This window comes from Achromobacter pestifer (genome assembly GCF_013267355.1).
GTDB classification, from domain to species: domain Bacteria; phylum Pseudomonadota; class Gammaproteobacteria; order Burkholderiales; family Burkholderiaceae_B; genus Achromobacter; species Achromobacter pestifer_A.
On sequence record NZ_CP053985.1, the window covers coordinates 5,238,064 to 5,255,250 of the forward strand.

A 17,187-nucleotide genomic window follows, 5' to 3' on the forward strand; every position below is an offset into this window, starting at 1 on the left:
CGACAGGAGCAAAAATGATCGGCTTTGAGATCCATGCCCGCAAGCGCGCGGTGAGCCCGCAAACCGTGGACAAGTTCAAAGGCGTGCCGGTCGCCAACATCAGCGACTGCATGTCGCGGATGACGGCCGGCGGCGCGCCCTTGCAGCCCATGCACGATGGCAGCCCGCTTGCGGGTCCGGCCCTGACCGTGCGCACTCGTCCTGGCGACAATCTGCTGGTGCACAAGGCGCTCGAACTGGCGCAGCCTGGCGATGTCATCGTGGTGGATGCGGGCGGCGACCTGACCAACGCCATCATCGGCGAAATCATGACCAGCTATGCGCAGACGCGCGGCATCGCAGGCATTGTGATCAACGGCGCCATCCGCGATAGCGGCACGATCCGCCGCGGCGCGTTTCCCGTCTATGCGGCCGGCGTGACCCACCGGGGACCCTACAAGGACGGGCCTGGCGAGATCAACTGCGTCATCGCCTTGAACGGCATGACCATTTCGCCGGGCGACCTGATCCTGGGCGACGAGGACGGCTTGCTGTCGATTCCGTTCGAGCAGACGGAAGCGGTCTACCTGGCTGCCCAGTCCAAGCACGAACTGGAAACGAAGATGCTGGCGGACATCGCGGCGGGATCGCTGGATACGTCCTGGGTCGATGCCCGGCTCAAGCAGCTGGGCTGCGCGGAGGCCCGGCCGTGAGCCTGGCGCAGCGGCTGCCGGACAAGATGAGGGTCGTCCGGCTGGATCTCTGGATCGACCCCGCGTTCGACGCGGGCATCGGGCGCGAGCCGGCCCTGAGCCTCGAAGCGCTGCCTGCGCACGGCGATGCGATCACGGCGGCGGGACTGGCCGGCGCGCATGCCTATCATGTCAGCGCGGCCAAGGACGAAGTCCCCGCGCGCTGGCAGGTTACGGAAAGCCTGCTGGCGCAGTGCCCGGAGTTGCTTTGCGTTTCCTCGGGCGGCGCGGGCTACGACACTGTCGATGTGGCGGCCTGCACGCGCGCCGGGGTAGCGGTGGTGAACCAGGCCGGCGCCAATGCCGCGTCAGTGGCGGAAATGACGTTCGCCTTGCTGCTGTCGCTGGTCAAGCGCCTGCGTGAATCCCAGGCCGCGCTGCTGGGGGGATCCGTCGTCTCGCGCGAGGCCCTGATGGGGCGCGAGATCGAGGGGCGCGTGCTGGGCATCGTGGGCATTGGTGAAATCGGCTGCCGAGTGGCGCGCGTTGCCGCCGGCTTCGGCATGCGGGTGATGGCATGCGACCCGTTGCTTACGCCCGAGGAAATCCGCACCCGCGGCGCCGAGCCCGTGAGTCTCCCGCAATTGCTCGAACAGGCTGACGTGGTGAGCTTGCACTGTCCGCTGAACGAGGACACGCGGGGCATGATCGGGACTGAAGCGTACGCCAGGATGCGTCCCGGCGCGCTGTTCATTTCCACCGCGCGCGGCGGAATCCATGATGAGCAGGCGCTGCTTTCGGCCTTGCAGGACGGACGGCTGGCGGGAGCGGGGCTGGATGTCTGGAGCCAGGAGCCTCCCCCGCCCGGGCATGGCCTGCTGCTGCGTTCGGATGTCGTGGCGACCTATCACACCGCAGGCGTCACGCACGAAGGCCGGCGCAAGGTCGCGCAAGGGTCGGCCCACCAGATCATGGAAATGTTGGCCGGACGCCGTCCGTCCCGGCTGCTGAATCCGGAAGTCTGGCCCAGGTTCCTGGAGCGGCTCGGGCAACGCCAGCGCTGACGCGGCCAGGCGCGATTGCCGCGATAGGCTTCCGGTATAGTTCGAGAACCCGGAATTGGAGTCATGCGCCATCATGTCGAGCGCCCGCGATTACGTTTATGCAGAGTTGCGCCGCCGCTTGATGGCAGGCTCTTTCATGCCTGGCGAACGGCTGCGCGAGGAACACATCGCGGCCGAACTCTCCGTCAGCCGTACGCCGGTGCGCAGCGCGATCGAACGCCTGGTGACGGACGGCCTGGTCAAGCACGAAGGCCGGCGCGGAGCCGTGGTGCTGGGCTGGCAGGACCGCGACATCGACGAGGCGTTCGAACTGCGCATGCTGCTTGAACCCTATTCCGCCAAGGCGGCGGCCGAACGGGCCAGCCCGGAGCAGATACAGGAACTCGAGCGCATCAATCAGTGCATGCTCGATGCCATCAACGCCGATGCTCCCGACAGCGTCGCGCAGGTACAGCACTTCAACAACCAGTTCCACCACGCGCTGCTCGAAGCGGCGCAATCCGCCCGGGTGCGGTCCATGGTGGAAAGCCTGCTGGACATGCCCATCATCATTGGCTCGTTCTACTTCTACACCAAGGACGACATGCTGCGCAGCGTGGAGCATCATCGCCAGATCATCGCGGCGCTGCGTGCGCGAGACGCGGAATGCGCCCAGATCGCCATGCGCTTCCACCTGGCTGCCACGCATCTGCTTTTCCGCAGCCACCGCAAGTCGGGGCAGTAAGCAACGGCTTACTCCCGACCGCGCTTTCCTGGTTGTTTCTTCTCGGATCGGGCCTCGGCCAGCGCCTGGGCGATGATGGCCTGGGCGGTCCAGCGCGCCACGTCGGTGAGTTCGGGCAGATCCAGTTTCCAGATGTCCTTCAACACCAGGAACACCTCGGTGCCATAGACCAGCGACAGGGCCTGGGCCACGCGGTCCTGCTGGGCCGGCGTCAGCTCGGGCGCCAGCGGCGCGATGGCGCGCCTGAGGATGTCGACGCGATGGCCGCGCACCAGCCGGGGCTCCATGCCTGCGCGGCCGGCGCTGGCTTCGGCGTGTTGCTGCAGTGACACCATGATGGCGGCGCGCAACGGCGCTTCGTGCTCTGCCAGCCGGGGGTAGGCGAAGCGCAGCAGTTGATCGACACGGTCGGCGGCGTCGGGCGCGGCCGAGTCCCAGGCCAGGATGGGCCCGAGGCTTTCGTCCACCACGGCGGCGATCAGCGCGCTCTGGCTGGGAAAGTAGCGGTAGGCGGTGGCGCGCGATACCTGCGCGTGTTCGGCCAGTTCGGCCACCGATGGCGTGATGCCCTGGGCCATCAGCCGCTGCGCCGCATCCAGCAGGATCTTGCGCATGCGCGCGCGCGGCCCGTGCGGCGGTTCGCCGCTGGCGGCGGCTTGCGGACTGGCGGGCGCGATCAGCCGCGCCGTGCCGGCCGTGGAAGGGGCGGGAGTTTGACGTGAGACTAGTGTCTCAGTATGATTCTTTCGTCTCATTTCTAGATTCTACAGGCCTCGCGGCCTCACATATCGAGGCGCGCACCGAGTGTAGCCGCCCGCGGAGGAGTCATGACGCATGCGAACCGGCGGGTCTACGTGGCCGCCACCTACGACACCAAGGGCCAAGAGGCTGAATACGTGATGGACCTGTTGCGCCGGGACGGACTGGATCCGGTCTCGGTGGACGTGTCCACCTCGGGCGCCGCCAGCGCGGCGCAGGTGCAGGCCAGCGAGGTGGCCGCCAGCCATCCGGAGGGCGCTGGCGCCGTTTTCACCGGCGACCGGGGCACCGCCATCGCGGCCATGGCGCTGGCGTTCGAACGCTATGCGGCCGGCAACGCCGGGATCGGCGCATTGCTGGGCCTGGGCGGCTCGGGCGGCACCGCCCTGATCACGCCCGCCATGCGCGCACTGCCCATCGGCACGCCCAAGCTGATGGTGTCGACCATGGCCTCGGGCAATGTCGCGCCCTATGTCGGGCCCTCGGACATCGCCATGATGTATTCCGTGACCGACGTGGCGGGCCTGAACCGCATTTCGCGCCGGGTGCTGGCCAACGCCGCCGGCGCGATCGGGGGCGCTTTCAAACAGGCCGCCAGCGCGGCCGCCGACGACGGCCGGCCCGCCGTGGGCATCACCATGTTCGGCGTCACCACCGCCTGCGTGCAGCAGGTGACGCCGCTGCTGGAGTCGCGCTATGACTGCCTGGTGTTCCATGCCACGGGCACGGGCGGGCAGTCCATGGAAAAGCTGCTGGACAGCCATTTGCTGGGTGGCGTGCTGGACCTGACCACCACCGAAGTCTGCGACTTCCTGTTCGGCGGCGTGCTGGCCTGCACCGAGGACCGCTTCGGCGCCGTGGCCCGCACCGGCTTGCCTTATGTGGGTTCCTGCGGCGCGCTGGACATGGTGAATTTCGGCGCCATGGACACCGTCCCGGAACGCTACCGCGGCCGCAAGTTCTATCCGCACAATCCGCAGGTGACGCTGATGCGCACCACCGTGGAAGAAAACATCCGCCAGGGCGAGTGGATCGCCGCCAGGCTGAACCAATGCCAGGGGCCGGTGCGCTTCCTGATCCCGGAAGGCGGCGTGTCCGCGCTGGACGCGCCGGGCCAGGCGTTCTGGGATCCGGCGGCCGACGCGGCCCTGTTCGCCGCGCTGGAGAAAAACCTGGTGCAGACCGCCGACCGCCGCCTGGTGCGCGTGCCTTGCCACATCAACGACCCGCTCTTCGCCCAGACCGCGGTCGACCAATTTCTTGAAATCGCCACACACTGAGGACCGCCGCCATGCCGCGCTTTGACCGCAACGAACTCCTGGATAAGTATCGCGCCATGGTGCGCGCGCGCACGCCCATCGTCGGCGGCGGCGCGGGCACGGGCCTGTCGGCCAAGTGCGAGGAAGCGGGCGGCATCGACCTGATCGTGATCTACAACTCGGGCCGCTACCGCATGGCGGGCCGCGGTTCGCTGGCCGGCCTGCTGGCCTATGGCAACGCCAACGAGATCGTGGTGGACATGGGGCGCGAGGTCCTGCCGGTGGTGAAGAAGACCCCGGTGCTGGCCGGCGTCAACGGCACCGATCCGTTCTGCGATTTCGACCTGTTCCTGGACGACCTCAAGCGCCAGGGCTTTGCCGGCGTGCAGAATTTCCCCACCGTGGGCCTGATCGACGGCACCTTCCGCGCCAACCTGGAAGAGACTGGCATGGGCTACGCGCTGGAAGTGGACATGATCCGCCTGGCGCACAAGAAGGGCATGCTGACCACGCCCTACGTGTTCAACGAGGACGACGCCGTGGCCATGACGCGCGCCGGCGCCGACATCATCGTGGCCCACATGGGCCTGACGACCGGCGGCTCGATCGGCGCCGAAACCGCGCAGACGCTGGACGGCTGCGTGGCGGCCATCGACCGCATCGCCGCGGCCGCGATGGCGGTGCGGCCGGATATCATCGTGTTGTGCCACGGTGGCCCCATCGCCACGCCCGAGGATGCGGCCCACGTGCTGCGCGCGTGCAAGCATTGCCATGGCTTCTACGGCGCAAGCTCCATGGAGCGGCTGCCCACCGAACAGGCGCTGACCGCGGCGACCCGCGAATTCAAGAGCCTGACGTTCTGATTCCGTAGTTTTCGCAGTTTCCACTATCCCTGGGCCGCGCGCCCGCAGGAGTTCGCATGCCGCATACCGTACACGTCAGCGCCATCATCCACGCGCCGCTTCAGAAGGTCTGGGCCAGCTTTCGCGATTTCAACGGCCTGGCCGCCTGGCATCCCGGCATTGCCGAAAGCCGCCTGGAAGAGGGCGGCCGCCATGACGCGGTGGGCAGCGTGCGGCACCTGTCGCTCAAGCCTTCGGGCTTCGTCCGCGAGCAGTTGTTGATGCTGGACGATCCGGGCACGGCGCTGCGCTACTCCATCATCGAGACCGACCTGCCCATGCGCGATTACGTCGCCGGCGTGTCGCTGCACGCCGTCACCGAAGGCGGCCAGACGCTGGTCGAGTGGTGGGCGGATTTCCGCGTCGAGGGCGCGGAGTTGGGCGACGTGGCCGACGCCGTGGGCCGCAACGTGTTCGCGGCGGGGCTGGCGGCGCTGGACGAGAAGCTGCGCGAGGCCTGATCGCGCCGGCTATTTTCAGGTCTTCAGGCCCTTGGCCGGCATGCGCTTGCAGCCGGCCGGCAGCCGCGCGGTGCGCAGGTAGTCGTGGATGGCGCGGATCAGGGCTTGCGCGGCGGGGCTCAAGGGGTATTCCTTGTGCCGGATGATGCAGACCGTGCGCACGACCGTGGGCCGGGCCAGCAATGCGTAGGCCAGGCCGGGTTCCATCACCCGCTGCGCGGCCAGCGCCGGCAGTAGCGCCACGCCCAGGCCCGCCTTGACCAGCGCCGCCTGCGAGGTGGTGCTGGACGCTTCATAGAACGGCGCGCCGGCTTCTATCGGCAGGTCGGCGCGGGAGCGCAGCAGCGCCATGATGCCGGTTTCGTCCACCACCCCCACCAGCTTGCGGCCGGCCAGGTCCGCCCAGCGCATCGTGCCGTCGCGCGCGGGGCGCAGGCTGGCGTCGTCCTCGCGGTACAGCACGCCGAAACGGTCTTCCAGCAAGGCGTCGAACTGCAGGCCGGGCGCGTCGGCCCAGCGGCTGGTCAGGCCGAAGTCCACTTCGCGCGCGGCGACCTTGCGCTGGATGCGGCCGGAGTTGTCGTCGCTGAGATACAGGCGCACCGCCGGATAGCGCGCGGAAAAGGCCGCGGCAGAGGGCGCGATGATCTGCGTGATGGCCGATGGCGCCGCCGCCACCCCGACGCGCCCACGCTCCAGCGCGCCGTAGCGCTGCAGGTCGTCGATCACGCCATCGAAATCCGCCAGCAACCGCAACACGCGCGGCAGGAACTCCTCGCCCGCCGCCGTCAGCAGCACGCGCCGGCTGGTGCGGGCGAACAGCTGCGTGGCGAGCGCGTCTTCCAGCTGCCGCACCAGGCTGGTCACCGAGGACTGCGTCTGGAACAGGCGCTTGGCCGCATGCGTGAAGCTGGATTCCTGCGCCACCGCGACAAAGGCGGTCAGGTGCTTCAGTGTGACGTGCTTGGGCAGACGATTCATTTCAAATGATGATAGATGGATCAATAAAAACAATTTTCCCAGATTGATCGGGCGAACGATACTAGCCCCTTTCGGCGTCCGCTGGCCCAGCGCGTCCGCCGGCAAGACCACCAAGGCGGGAGCACCATGCGGCAGGAACCTCTGGATCTGATCATTGAAGGCGGCTGGGTCATCGACGGCCTGGGCGGCGCCCGGCGGCGCGCCGACGTGGGCGTGGCGGGCGAGCGCATCGCCGCCATCGGCGACCTGTCGGGCGCGTCGGCCGCCCGCAGGGTGGACGCGCGTGGCAAGATCGTGGCCCCGGGCTTCATCGACGTGCATGGCCATGACGACCTGATGTTCGTGGAACGTCCGGGTCTGGAATGGAAGACCACCCAAGGCATCACTTCGGTGGTGGTGGGCAATTGCGGCGTCAGCGGCGCGCCCGCGCCTCTGCCCGGCAATACCGCCGCGGCGCTGGCGCTGCTGGGGGAAACGCCGCTGTTCGCCGACATGCAGGCCTATTTCGGCGAGCTGCGCGCGCAGCAGCCCATGATCAACGTGGCGGCGCTGGTGGGACATGCCAACCTGCGCCTGGCCGCCATGCGCGACCCGGCGGCCCAGCCCACGGCCGAAGAACAGGAAAGCATGCAGCGCATGCTGGACCAGGCCCTGGCGGCGGGCGCGGTGGGCTTCAGCACCGGCCTGGCCTACCAGCCGGGCGGGGCGGCCCGCCCCGCTGAACTGGAAGGCCTGGCCCGGGTGGCCGCGGCGCGCGGCGCCATGCACACCAGCCATATCCGCAATGAAGGCGACGAGGTCGAGGCGGCCGTCGACGAGGTGCTCTCGGTGGGCCGCAACACTGGCTGCGCCACCGTGCTGTCGCACCACAAATGCATGATGCCGCAGAACTGGGGCAAGAGCCGCGCCACGTTGGCGAACATCGACCGCGCGCGCGGCGAGGGCGTCGAGGTGGCGCTGGACATCTACCCATACCCCGGCAGCTCCACCATCCTGATTCCGGAGCGCGCCGAGACCATCGAAGACATACGCATCACCTGGTCCACGCCGCATCCCGAATGCAGCGGCCAGTTCCTCAGCGACATCGCGGCGCGCTGGGGCTGCGACAAGACCACCGCGGCGCAGCGCCTGTGTCCGGCGGGCGCCATCTACTTCGCCATGGACGAAGCCGAGGTCCAGCGCATCTTCCAGCACGAGTGCTGCATGGTGGGCTCGGACGGGCTGCCCAACGACGCGCATCCGCATCCGCGGCTGTGGGGCAGTTTCACGCGCGTGCTGGGCCGCTATGTGCGCGAGGCCGAGCTGATGACGCTGGAGGCCGCCGTCGCCAAGATGACCTCCCTGCCGGCCCGCGTGTTCGGACTGGCCGGACGCGGCCAGTTGAGCGAGGGCGCCTGGGCCGACATCGTCGTGTTCGACGCCGACACGGTCGAGGACCGCGCCACCTGGGAAGCGCCGACGCTGGCCTCCGCCGGCGTGGAGCACGTGCTGGTCAACGGCCAGCAGGTCTACCCGGCCGAGGCCGGCATGGCCCGCCCCGGGACGGCCCGCCCCGGCAAGATCCTGCGCCGCGAGGCCATGGCGCAGGCCGCCGCCAGCGCGGCCACATAAGAATTCCAACCATCCCCACAGGAGACATACCCATGATGCGCAAGACTTGTCTGGCCCTGGCGCTGGCCGCCGTGCTGCCCGCCGCCCACGCGGCCTTTCCCGACCATCCCATCACCCTGATCGTGCCGTTCCCCGCGGGCGGCCCGACCGACATCGTGGGCCGGCTGGCCGCGGCCAAGGCCGGCGAGATCCTGGGCCAGCAGATCGTGGTGGAGAACCGCACGGGCGCGTCCGGCACCATAGGCATGACCGCCACCGCGCGCGCCAAGCCGGACGGCTACACCGTGGGCCTGGCCACCGTCAGCACGCACGGCACCGCGCCGCACCTGTTCCCCAAGCTGGCCTACGATCCGGTCAAGGATTTCACGCCCGTCAGCAACCTGGTCACCAGCCCCAACATCCTCAGCGTCAATCCGCAGTTTCCGGCCAAGACGCTGGCCGAATTCGTCGAGCACGTGCGCGCCAATCCCAACAAGGACGGCTATGCCAACGCCGGCGCGGGCGGGGTGAACGACCTGGGCATGATCTGGTTCCTGCAGATCATCGGCGGCAAGATGAGCAGCATTTCCTACCGCGGTTCCGCGCCCGCGCTCACCGATACGGTGGGCGGCGTGGTGCCGGTGATCTTCGATAACTTCCCGTCGTCGTTGCCTTACGTCAAGAGCAATCATTTGCGCGCCCTCGCCATCACCGGCGCCCAGCGCAACGCGCACCTGCCGGACGTGCCCACGTTCGCCGAGCAGGGCTACAAGGATTACGACGTGACGGCCTGGTACGGCGTGGTGGGACCCGCCGGCATGCCCGACGACGTGCGCGACAAGCTGGCCGATGCCTTCGCGCGCGCCGTGCGCGACCCCGCGACCGCGGCCAAGATGGAAGAGACGGGCGCGTTTCCGCTGGGCAATACGCCGGCCGAATTCGGCCAGCAGATCCGCGCCGAACGTGATCGCTGGAAGACCGTGATCGACAAGGCCGACATCAAGCTGCAGTAAGCGCGGCGGGCGCGCTCAGTACACGTCGCGGCGGTAGCGGCCGTCGCGCTGCAGGGCCTGCAGGCGCGCGGCGCCCAGGATGTCCTGCAGCGCGGCGTCCACGCCGCTGGCCATGCCTTGCAGGCTGCCGCAGACGTAGATGGCGGCGCCCGCGTCGGCCCAGGCGCGCACGGCGTCGGCCTTGTCGCGCAGATGGTGCTGCACATAGCGGCGCTCGGCCTGGTCGCGCGAGAACACCGCATCCACGCGTTCCAGCGTGCCGTCATCGCGCCATGCGTCGATATCTTCCCGGCAGAACCAGTCGTGTGCTGCGTTGCGTTCGCCGAAGACCAGCCAGTTGCGCCGCTGGCCAGCGGCGCGGCGCGCCTTGATCAGCGCGCGCAGGCCGGCCAGGCCGGTGCCGTTGCCCACCAGCAGCAGCGGGCGGTCGTCGGCTGGCGCGTGGAAATTGCGGTTGACTCGCACACGCAGGTCTATCGCGGCGCCGGGCTGGGCGATGTGGGTCAGCCAACCGCTGCCCAAGCCCAGCGCGCCATCGGCATCGCGCATCTGGCGCACCAGCAACTGTATCGAGCCGTCTTCGGGCAGCGATGCAATCGAGTATTCGCGGTGCGGCAGCAAGGGGCCGCCGGCTTCGCGCCGGGGGCCGATTTCGGCGATATCGCCGGCCTGCCATTCGCGCGCGCCATCGGCAGGCGGCGTCAACGTCAGCAGATAGCAAGGGCCGCCCTGGCTTTGAGGGTTGAGCTGCTCGCGCGCAGCCAGGCGCCAGGATTCGTATGCCGGCGTCTGCCAGTCGGGCAGGTCGCTGCGCCCGGCCAGAAGGCCGAGGTGGTGCTGCCAATGCCGCAAGGCTGCCGGGTCGCCGTTGTCGACCTCGACCAGGTCGAACAGTGGCGCCGCGCCCTGCGCATGCAGCCAGTCGTCCAGGCGATGGCCAAAGCCGCAGAACTGGGCGTACTCGCTGTCGCCCAGCGCCAGCACTGCGTAATGCGCGCCGGCCAGCGCCGGGACTGCCTGCTGCATCTGTTCGGCGAAGGCCGCGGCGGCATCGGGCGGATCGCCTTCGCCATAGGTGCTGACCACGAACAGCATGCGGCGATACGCCGTCAGACGCTTGGCGTCCAACTGTTCCAGCGCCGCCACGCGCACGGCGAGGCCGCCCGCGCGCAGGGATTCGGCGGTCTGCGCCGCCAGCGATTCGGCATAGCCGGTCTGCGTGGCGTAGGCGACCAGCAAGGTGTCTTCGGGGACAGGCGCTTGCAGGGCTTGCAGGGCCAGCGCCTGCTGCGCCTCATGGCGTTTGGCGCGGCGCCGGGCCCAGGCGCACAGCAGCAGCCAGGCTCCCACCACGCATGCTGCCGCGATCAACCGGGTTGCTGGCATGTCGTCAGGCTATGGCGGCCAGCGCCTGGAATTCGGGCGTGGCGACGACGCGCCAGGCGTCGCGCTCGCGCAGGATGAACAAGGCCGCGAGGCCGTGGCGGCGCGCGTAGGCCAGGCCCTCGTCTTCGCCCAGCACGGTCAGGGCGGTGGCGAGCGCGTCGGCCTGCATGCATCCCGGATGCAGCACGGTGACCGAAGCCAGGCTGTTGCGCACCGGCAGGCCGGTGCGCGGATCGATGGTGTGGGCGTAGCGCTCGTCGCCGCTGCCCGCGTGGCGGCGGTAATCGCCCGAGGTGGCGATGCTGCGGTCGCACAGCGGCAGGGCCAGCGCATGGTCGTCGCTGGCGTCCGGCACTTCGATGGCCACGCGCCAGGGCTGGCCGTCGGGCCGCCTGCCGCGCGCGCACAGCTCGCCGCCCACTTCGACCAGGTATTGGCTGATGCCCAGGGCATCGAGCGCCATTGCGGCGCGGTCCACGCCGTAGCCCTTGGCGATGGAGGAAAGATCCAGATAGGCGCCGCCCGGCTGCAGCGCGGCGCGGCGCTCGGCATCGAGCTGCACGCGGCGCCAGCCGCAGCGGGCGCGCGCGGCCTCGATGGCGGCGGGAGAGGGCGGTTCAAATGCGCGCTGATGCGGTCCGAACCCCCAGGCGTTCACCAGCGGCCCGACCGTGGGATCGTAAGCGCCGCCGCTGTCCTCGGCCAGCGCCAGCGCGTGGCTCAGCACGTGGAAGAACTCCGCCGGTAGATTCTGCCAGCCGGATGCGGCCTGGTTGTAGCGCGTGATGTCGGAGTCGGGTTCCCAGGTGCTCATCTGGGCGACCACCTCGTCCAGCGCGGTCTGGATGGCATGGCGCGCCGCGGCTTCCGTGCGCCCAGCCGGCAGCGCCATGCGCGCCGACCAGGTGGTGCCCATGGTGGCGCCGGCCAGCGCCGCGGGCGCCGCCGGCATGGCCGGCATGGCGCCGTAGGCGACGCGCACGGCCGCGGCCGGCGCGCCGCGCTGGGCGTAGGAGGGAGAGCTGGCCATGCGCCCGCGACGGCTTAGGGTTGCAGCACTTCGACCGTGCCCGCGTAGGACAGGCGGCGCTTCTTGGCTTGCGGCACGCTGACCTTGGCATCTTCCATGCCGGCTTCGATCCAGTACAGGCCGGGCTGCGGCCACTTCACGGAGAACTTGCCGTCCTTGTCCGTCTTCAGCTGGATTTCGCCGACCTTGTCGCGATAGCGGCTGCCGCCGGGCACCACGTTGACTTCCAGGTCGGCGGCGGGCTTGCCGTCCAGCAGCATCTGGAAGGTGGCGGGCTCGTCCGTGAACAGGTCGTTCGGGTGGGTCACGGGGGCCAGTTCCAGGCCGCGGCCGACCGGCTTGACAGCCGAAGGCTTGCCCGCGGTCACGAAGGTTTCGACGCGGCCCAGGCTTTGCGAGACTTCCAGCTCATCGGCCTTGGCCGGCACGGCCTGCGCCAGGCCTTCGGGCTTGCCGAAGTAGCGCTTGTTCTTGCCGTCTTCCTTCCAGCGCGCGAACACGCCGTCGTTGACCACGGCCACGCGGTAGGTGCCGGCCTGTTTCAGTTGCAGGTCGAAGGTGCTGCGCAGCTTGCCCTTATTGATGTTTTCGGCTTCGGCGGCGCTGCCGTCCGGCGCGGTCACGGCCAGGCCGTCCAGGCGCAGCGGGGCGTGGTTGAAATAGAACTTGTCGTTGCCGACGGCGGCGTCGACGGTGACCCAGCTGTCGGTGCCCGACAGCACCGTCGAGGACGGCACCATCCAGACGTCATGCGCCTGGGAGGCGAAGGGCAGGCACAGCGCCAGGGCGGCGGCCAGTTTGGCGGCGGATTTCATCGTTGCGCTCCTTGGGGATCTCAGGGTTTCAGGTCGAGCGCGATGGCGCCCAGTTCGTGTTCGCCGCGCGCCGTCAACTGCTCGGCCTTTTGCGGCGGCCATTGGAAGGGGATGCGCAGCAGCTCGCGGCCGCCGACTTCGCGCGCGGCTTCGATCACCACGGCGTACTGGCCGGGCTTGAGGCCCGACAGCGGCTTGCTGGCCGCATCAAAGCTCAGCGCGTGCTTGCCCACGGGCTTGGTGGCGCCGCTGACGCCGTCCACCGGAAATTGCTGGTTGCGGCCGCTGCGGCGCCACCATTGGCGCATGTCCTTGAGCCATTCCGTGCCCTCGTTGTTCTTCTTGGCCACGTCGTACCAGACGGCCAGGTCGGTCGCCACGCTCTGGTCGGGGTTCTCGATCCAGATCGCCACGTAGGGGCGGTGGTACTCCGCCACGTCCAGGCGCGGGATCTCGATGGACAGGCCGATGTCGGCCGCTTGGGCCGTTCGGGCGATCAGGCCGGCCAGCAGGGCCGACAGCAACAGCTTGCGCATGGAAATCTCCAGGGGCGGATCGTTGGAATCAATGAATGAAAAGCAGGGCCAGCACCACCGGGATCACCACGCCCAGACCGACCATGGGCCAGGTCGCGCTGCGGTTGCCGGCATGCATCTTGAGCAGCACCAGTCCGGTCAGCGAAAAGACCAGACAGGCGACGGCGAAGATGTCCAGGAACCAGCTCCAGGCCAGGCCGGTATTGCGGCCCTTGTGCAGGTCGTTCAGGTACGAGATCCAGCCGCGGTCGGTGCGTTCGTATGCCACGTCGCCGCTGGCCAGGTCGATGGACAGCCAGGCGTCGCCGCCGGCGCGCGGCAGCGACAGATAGACCTCGTCGGCCGACCACTCGGCCGGCTTGCCGGCGGCGGACGCGTCCAGCGTCTGGTCCAACCACTGCGCGACGGGTGCGGGCAGCGGCGCTTTTTTTTGTGCGGGCGGGGGCGACAGTCGCTGCAGCACGGCAGCGGGCATGCGGGCTTCGCGGCTGGTCACCACGGCCCGGGCCTCGATGTGCGAGGCGTTGTTCAAGGTCAGGCCCGTCACCGCGAACAGCAGCATGCCCAACAGGCACAGCGCCGAGCTGATCCAATGCCATTGGTGCAGCGTCTTGAGCCAATAGGCCCGGCGGCGAGGGGTGGGTTGACTGTCCATGGGGTATAGGGTGAAAGCCCGCGGATTCTAACATTTAATGAGAATGACTCTTATAAATGCCGGGATGGTCCGCCCAAGGAAATTTCAATCGGTTTCGGGCGGCACGCGGCGGCAGGGAGGGGGCGCCGTGGCGCCAGCCGGCCAGCGGCGATAAGATAGGCCACCCGTTACAAACACCGGAGGTCGTCATGCTTGAACAGCAAGTCGTGGATCAGATCGGTCGTCATTGGGGTTGGGTGGCCTTGCGCGGCGTCGTCGCCATCCTGTTCGGCCTCATGGCCTTGCTCATGCCCGCCATCACCTTGTCCGCCCTGGTGCTGGTGTGGGGCGCGTTCGCGCTGGTGGACGGCGTGCTGGCCCTGGTTGCCGGCGTGCGCATCCGCGACCAAGGCAAGCCCTTGTGGGCGCTCATCATCGTGGGCCTGCTGGGTATCGCGGCCGGCATCGTCACTTTCCTCTATCCCGGCCTGACCGCGCTGGTCCTGCTCTACATCATCGCGATCTGGGCGCTGGTGTCCGGCGTGTTCCAGGTCGTGGCCGCGATCCGTTTCCGCAAGGACATCCGCAATGAATGGCTGCTGGGCCTGTCGGGCTTGGTTTCCATCCTGTTCGGCGGCATGCTGATCATGCAGCCCGGCGCGGGCGCGCTGGCGCTGGTCTGGGTCATCGGCGCCTACGCCGTGTTTTTCGGCATACTGCTGCTGGTCTTTTCCTTCCGGCTCAAACAGCACAAGGCGTCCTGAAGTCCGATGTCCGCATACCAAACCCTGATTCCCCTGAATTTCCTGGCCGTGGGCGTGGGCGCCATGTTCGGCGCCTGGGTCCGCTGGCTGGTCAGCCTGTGGCTGAACGTGGAGTCCTGGCCCTGGGGAACCTTCGCGGTGAACCTGGCCGGCGGCTATCTGGTGGGCCTGGCGCTGGCGCTGGTGGCCGGGCATCCCGAATGGCCGGCCTGGGTGCGGCTGAGTGCGATCACGGGTTTCATGGGGGGCTTGACCACGTTCTCGACCTTTTCGGCCGAGACCGTGGCGATGCTGGAGCGCGGCGCCTACGCCAGCGCGCTGGGCTATGCGGGTTTCAGCCTGGTCGGGTCGCTCTTGCTGACGGTGGCCGGCCTGGCCACCGCCAACCTGCTGCGTTAAGGCCGGCGGCGGCGCTCAGGCAGCTGCCGGATTCAGCACGCGGGCGGCCTGCAGACCGCTGCGCACCGCGCCTTCGAGCACGCCCGGATAGCCCGTGTCGGTCCAGTCGCCGGCCAGCGCCAGCGTGGGCCAGGGCGTGGAGTTCAGCGGGCGGGTCAGGCCTGGCACCGCCGCGAAGGTGGCGCGCTTTTCGATGAACAGTTCCGCGGCCGTCACGTCCGGCATGGCCGGCAGGCGCGCGGGATGGCGCGCCGCCTGTTCGGCCACCTGGTCGATCAGTGCTTCGATGACCTGCCGGCGATTGCGTTCCGCGATGCCGGTGGCCGCGCTGGTCACCACGGCCAGTTCGCCGGCCTTGGTGTCGCCGGCCAGCTGCGCGCGGTCGAACAACCATTGGCCGTAGTGGTCGCGGGCGGATTCCTCGCGCAGCATCATCATGGGTTCAGGCAGGCGCCAGGGATCCTGCAGCCGCAGGTTCAGCGTGGCGATGGGCATGTATTCGAATGCCTTGAGCGCATCCAGCAGCCCGGTGGCGCCGGCTTCCCGCAGCGGGGCGTCGAGCAGCCGCGCGGCGAACGAGGGCGGCACCGCCAGCACGGCCGCGTCGAACCGTTCCTGGTTGATGTCGATGCCCTCGGCGGACGGGCGGAGCTGGCGCACGGTGCTGCCGTAGCGCATGGTCACCTGGCGCGCCGCGGCGTCGGGCCAGAGCGCGGATAGGTCGGTGCAGGGCAGCAGCATGTCGCTGTTTTCGCGGCTGCCGGTCAGGCTGTCGCGCAGCACGCGCGCGAACAGCGCGGCGCTGGCCGTGGCGGCGGGCGTGTTCAGCGCGGCCAGGCACAGCGGCTCCCAGATCTGGCGGATCAGCGCGTCCGATTGCGCGTGGTAGTGCAGCAGGTGCAGCACGGTCCATTCGCGCGGCGGCGTCCACGACATGGCCTTCAGGCCGCGCATCAGGCGCAGGGTCGCGAGGCGGTCCTTCCAGGACAGGCCGCGCGCGCGCAGGATCGCAGCAGCCATGTGCAGCGGCGCCGGCAGCCGTGGCGCGGCCAGGCGGAAACGGCCGTCCAGGCTGGCCAGCTGCAAGGGCCGGCGCATCAGCAAGGCGTCCGGGTTGCGGCCCACGCGGCGCATGAGCGCCAGCGTGTGCTTGTAGGCGCCCGACAGCAGGTGCTGGCCGTTGTCCAGCGGCGCGTCGAAATCGGTGTGGAAGACGCGCCGGGCGCGTCCGCCTGGAGTATGGCCGGCTTCGAACACCGTGACCTTGGCGCCGGCTTCGCGCAGCGCGACGCTGGCTGCCAGGCCGGCCCAGCCGGCGCCGATGACCGCCGCCTTCACCGGCCCAACCGGCGGACCAGTCCGCGTCCGCCGCCTACCCAGGTCTTCCAGGCGAGCCACAGCTTGCGCAAGGGGGTGAGCGAGATGCGTTGGTGCAGCACCTGCCAGTTGTCGCGTTCGATCTCGTCGAGCAGCGCGTGGTAGATGGCCGCCATCATCAGGCCTGGGCGCTGCGCGCGGCGGTCGGCCTCGGGCAGGTTGCTCATGGCCTCGCGGTACAGTTCGCGGGCGCGCTCGGCCTGGAACTTCATCAGCGCGCTGAAGCGGTCGGAGTATTCGCCGTTCAGGATGTCCGAGGCCTTGACCTCGAACTGCTGCATGTCGTTGACGGGCAGGTAGATGCGGCCGCGGCGGGCGTCGTCGCCCACGTCGCGGATGATGTTGGTCATCTGGAACGCCAGCCCCAGCTTTTCCGCATAGACCAGGGTCTTGGGGTCGGAATAGCCGAAGACGCCGGCGGACAGTTCGCCCACCACGCCGGCGGCGTGCCAGCAATATTTGCGCAGGCCCGGCCAGTCCAGGTAGCGGGTCTGGTCCAGGTCCATTTCCATGCCGTCGATCACGGCCAGCAGGCGCTCGCGCGTGATCGAACAGCTTTGCAGGTGCGGCTGCAGGGCGCGCGTCACCGGGTGGTCCGGATTGCCGTTGTACATCTGGTCGACCTGCGTGCGCCACCAGGCCAGCTTGACGCGGGCCAGCGACGGGTCGGTGCATTCGTCCACCACGTCGTCCACTTCGCGGCAGAACGCGTACAGGGCCGTGATGGCGCGCCGCCGCTCAGGCGGCAGGAACAGGAACGAGTAATAGAAGCTGGAACCGCTCTTGGCGGCTTTCTCCTGGCAGTATTCGTCAGGGGTCATA

At 68.9% G+C, this 17,187-nt stretch carries 19 protein-coding genes; 10 read left to right on the top strand and 9 right to left on the bottom strand.

The features are described 5' to 3' along the window. Nucleotides 1-14: 14 nt before the first annotated feature. The 3 genes from FOC84_RS24870 to FOC84_RS24880 all read left to right on the top strand — a co-directional run bounded on the left by FOC84_RS24870 (nt 15) and on the right by FOC84_RS24880 (nt 2,459). The gene (locus FOC84_RS24870) at nt 15-692 is read left to right on the top strand and encodes an RraA family protein (protein WP_173146958.1); all 678 of its coding nucleotides are present in this window, start codon (nt 15-17) and stop codon (nt 690-692) included. Beyond that, nucleotides 689-1,735, top strand: a complete 1,047-nt coding sequence (locus FOC84_RS24875) for a hydroxyacid dehydrogenase (RefSeq protein WP_254241773.1) — start codon at nt 689-691, stop codon at nt 1,733-1,735. Before FOC84_RS24870 ends, FOC84_RS24875 begins: the two co-directional genes overlap by 4 nt. 73 nt (nt 1,736-1,808) lie before the next feature. Beyond that, the gene (locus FOC84_RS24880; protein WP_173146960.1) at nt 1,809-2,459 is read left to right on the top strand and encodes a GntR family transcriptional regulator; all 651 of its coding nucleotides are present in this window, start codon (nt 1,809-1,811) and stop codon (nt 2,457-2,459) included. Between the two features lie 8 nt (nt 2,460-2,467). On the opposite strand, the gene FOC84_RS24885 is transcribed toward FOC84_RS24880, so the two are convergent. Further along, complete coding sequence (locus FOC84_RS24885) at nt 2,468-3,139, bottom strand: TetR/AcrR family transcriptional regulator (RefSeq protein WP_173150390.1); 672 nt, start codon at nt 3,137-3,139, stop codon at nt 2,468-2,470. 147 nt (nt 3,140-3,286) lie between these two features. Here FOC84_RS24885 and FOC84_RS24890 point away from each other — a divergent pair, with 147 nt between their 5' ends. Genes FOC84_RS24890 through FOC84_RS24900 form a run of 3 tightly spaced genes read left to right on the top strand, consistent with a single transcriptional unit; the run spans nt 3,287 to nt 5,840 of the window. Continuing rightward, nucleotides 3,287-4,498: a Tm-1-like ATP-binding domain-containing protein gene (locus tag FOC84_RS24890; RefSeq protein WP_173146962.1), complete on the top strand. Its 1,212-nt coding sequence runs from the start codon at nt 3,287-3,289 to the stop codon at nt 4,496-4,498. Nucleotides 4,499-4,509: 11 nt separating this feature from the next. Continuing rightward, nucleotides 4,510-5,340: a phosphoenolpyruvate hydrolase family protein gene (locus FOC84_RS24895; protein WP_173146964.1), complete on the top strand. Its 831-nt coding sequence runs from the start codon at nt 4,510-4,512 to the stop codon at nt 5,338-5,340. A gap of 56 nt (nt 5,341-5,396) precedes the next feature. Next, nucleotides 5,397-5,840, top strand: coding sequence for an SRPBCC family protein (locus FOC84_RS24900; protein ID WP_173146966.1), 444 nt, complete (start codon nt 5,397-5,399; stop codon nt 5,838-5,840). 15 nt (nt 5,841-5,855) lie between these two features. On the opposite strand, the gene FOC84_RS24905 is transcribed toward FOC84_RS24900, so the two are convergent. Then, nucleotides 5,856-6,821 carry a LysR family transcriptional regulator gene (locus FOC84_RS24905; RefSeq protein ID WP_173146968.1) on the bottom strand — a complete coding sequence of 322 codons (966 nt, stop codon included), beginning with the start codon at nt 6,819-6,821 and terminating at the stop codon, nt 5,856-5,858. A gap of 126 nt (nt 6,822-6,947) precedes the next feature. On the opposite strand from FOC84_RS24905, the gene FOC84_RS24910 reads away from it, so the two are divergent. Both FOC84_RS24910 and FOC84_RS24915 read left to right on the top strand, forming a co-directional pair. Then, nucleotides 6,948-8,432 (top strand): N-acyl-D-amino-acid deacylase family protein, encoded by a 1,485-nt coding sequence (locus FOC84_RS24910; RefSeq protein WP_173146970.1) that lies wholly within the window; start codon nt 6,948-6,950, stop codon nt 8,430-8,432. Nucleotides 8,433-8,464: 32 nt separating this feature from the next. Then, the gene (locus FOC84_RS24915; RefSeq protein ID WP_173146972.1) at nt 8,465-9,424 is read left to right on the top strand and encodes a tripartite tricarboxylate transporter substrate binding protein BugE; all 960 of its coding nucleotides are present in this window, start codon (nt 8,465-8,467) and stop codon (nt 9,422-9,424) included. Nucleotides 9,425-9,439: 15 nt separating this feature from the next. Here FOC84_RS24915 and FOC84_RS24920 read toward each other — a convergent pair whose 3' ends face one another. Genes FOC84_RS24920 through FOC84_RS24940 form a run of 5 tightly spaced genes read right to left on the bottom strand, consistent with a single transcriptional unit; the run spans nt 9,440 to nt 13,846 of the window. Next, complete coding sequence (locus tag FOC84_RS24920) at nt 9,440-10,810, bottom strand: sulfite reductase subunit alpha (RefSeq protein WP_173146974.1); 1,371 nt, start codon at nt 10,808-10,810, stop codon at nt 9,440-9,442. Nucleotides 10,811-10,814: 4 nt separating this feature from the next. Then, nucleotides 10,815-11,840 carry an FAD:protein FMN transferase gene (locus FOC84_RS24925; RefSeq protein WP_173146976.1) on the bottom strand — a complete coding sequence of 342 codons (1,026 nt, stop codon included), beginning with the start codon at nt 11,838-11,840 and terminating at the stop codon, nt 10,815-10,817. 14 nt (nt 11,841-11,854) lie between these two features. Next, nucleotides 11,855-12,655 carry a DUF4198 domain-containing protein gene (locus FOC84_RS24930; protein WP_173146978.1) on the bottom strand — a complete coding sequence of 267 codons (801 nt, stop codon included), beginning with the start codon at nt 12,653-12,655 and terminating at the stop codon, nt 11,855-11,857. Between the two features lie 20 nt (nt 12,656-12,675). Beyond that, nucleotides 12,676-13,191 carry a DUF2271 domain-containing protein gene (locus FOC84_RS24935; RefSeq protein ID WP_173146980.1) on the bottom strand — a complete coding sequence of 172 codons (516 nt, stop codon included), beginning with the start codon at nt 13,189-13,191 and terminating at the stop codon, nt 12,676-12,678. A gap of 28 nt (nt 13,192-13,219) precedes the next feature. Continuing rightward, nucleotides 13,220-13,846: a PepSY-associated TM helix domain-containing protein gene (locus FOC84_RS24940; RefSeq protein ID WP_173146982.1), complete on the bottom strand. Its 627-nt coding sequence runs from the start codon at nt 13,844-13,846 to the stop codon at nt 13,220-13,222. A gap of 188 nt (nt 13,847-14,034) precedes the next feature. Between FOC84_RS24940 and FOC84_RS24945 the strand changes: the two genes are divergently transcribed. Together FOC84_RS24945 and crcB are read left to right on the top strand one after the other, a co-directional pair. Beyond that, complete coding sequence (locus FOC84_RS24945) at nt 14,035-14,589, top strand: HdeD family acid-resistance protein (protein WP_088141406.1); 555 nt, start codon at nt 14,035-14,037, stop codon at nt 14,587-14,589. A gap of 6 nt (nt 14,590-14,595) precedes the next feature. After that, the gene (gene crcB, locus FOC84_RS24950; RefSeq protein ID WP_173146984.1) at nt 14,596-14,988 is read left to right on the top strand and encodes a fluoride efflux transporter CrcB; all 393 of its coding nucleotides are present in this window, start codon (nt 14,596-14,598) and stop codon (nt 14,986-14,988) included. A 15-nt stretch (nt 14,989-15,003) separates the two neighbouring features. Here crcB and hpnE read toward each other — a convergent pair whose 3' ends face one another. Continuing rightward, the gene (hpnE, locus tag FOC84_RS24955; RefSeq protein WP_173146986.1) at nt 15,004-16,326 is read right to left on the bottom strand and encodes a hydroxysqualene dehydroxylase HpnE; all 1,323 of its coding nucleotides are present in this window, start codon (nt 16,324-16,326) and stop codon (nt 15,004-15,006) included. Then, nucleotides 16,323-17,186, bottom strand: coding sequence for a presqualene diphosphate synthase HpnD (hpnD, locus tag FOC84_RS24960; RefSeq protein WP_173146988.1), 864 nt, complete (start codon nt 17,184-17,186; stop codon nt 16,323-16,325). Before hpnD ends, hpnE begins: the two co-directional genes overlap by 4 nt. Nucleotide 17,187 lies beyond the last annotated feature (1 nt).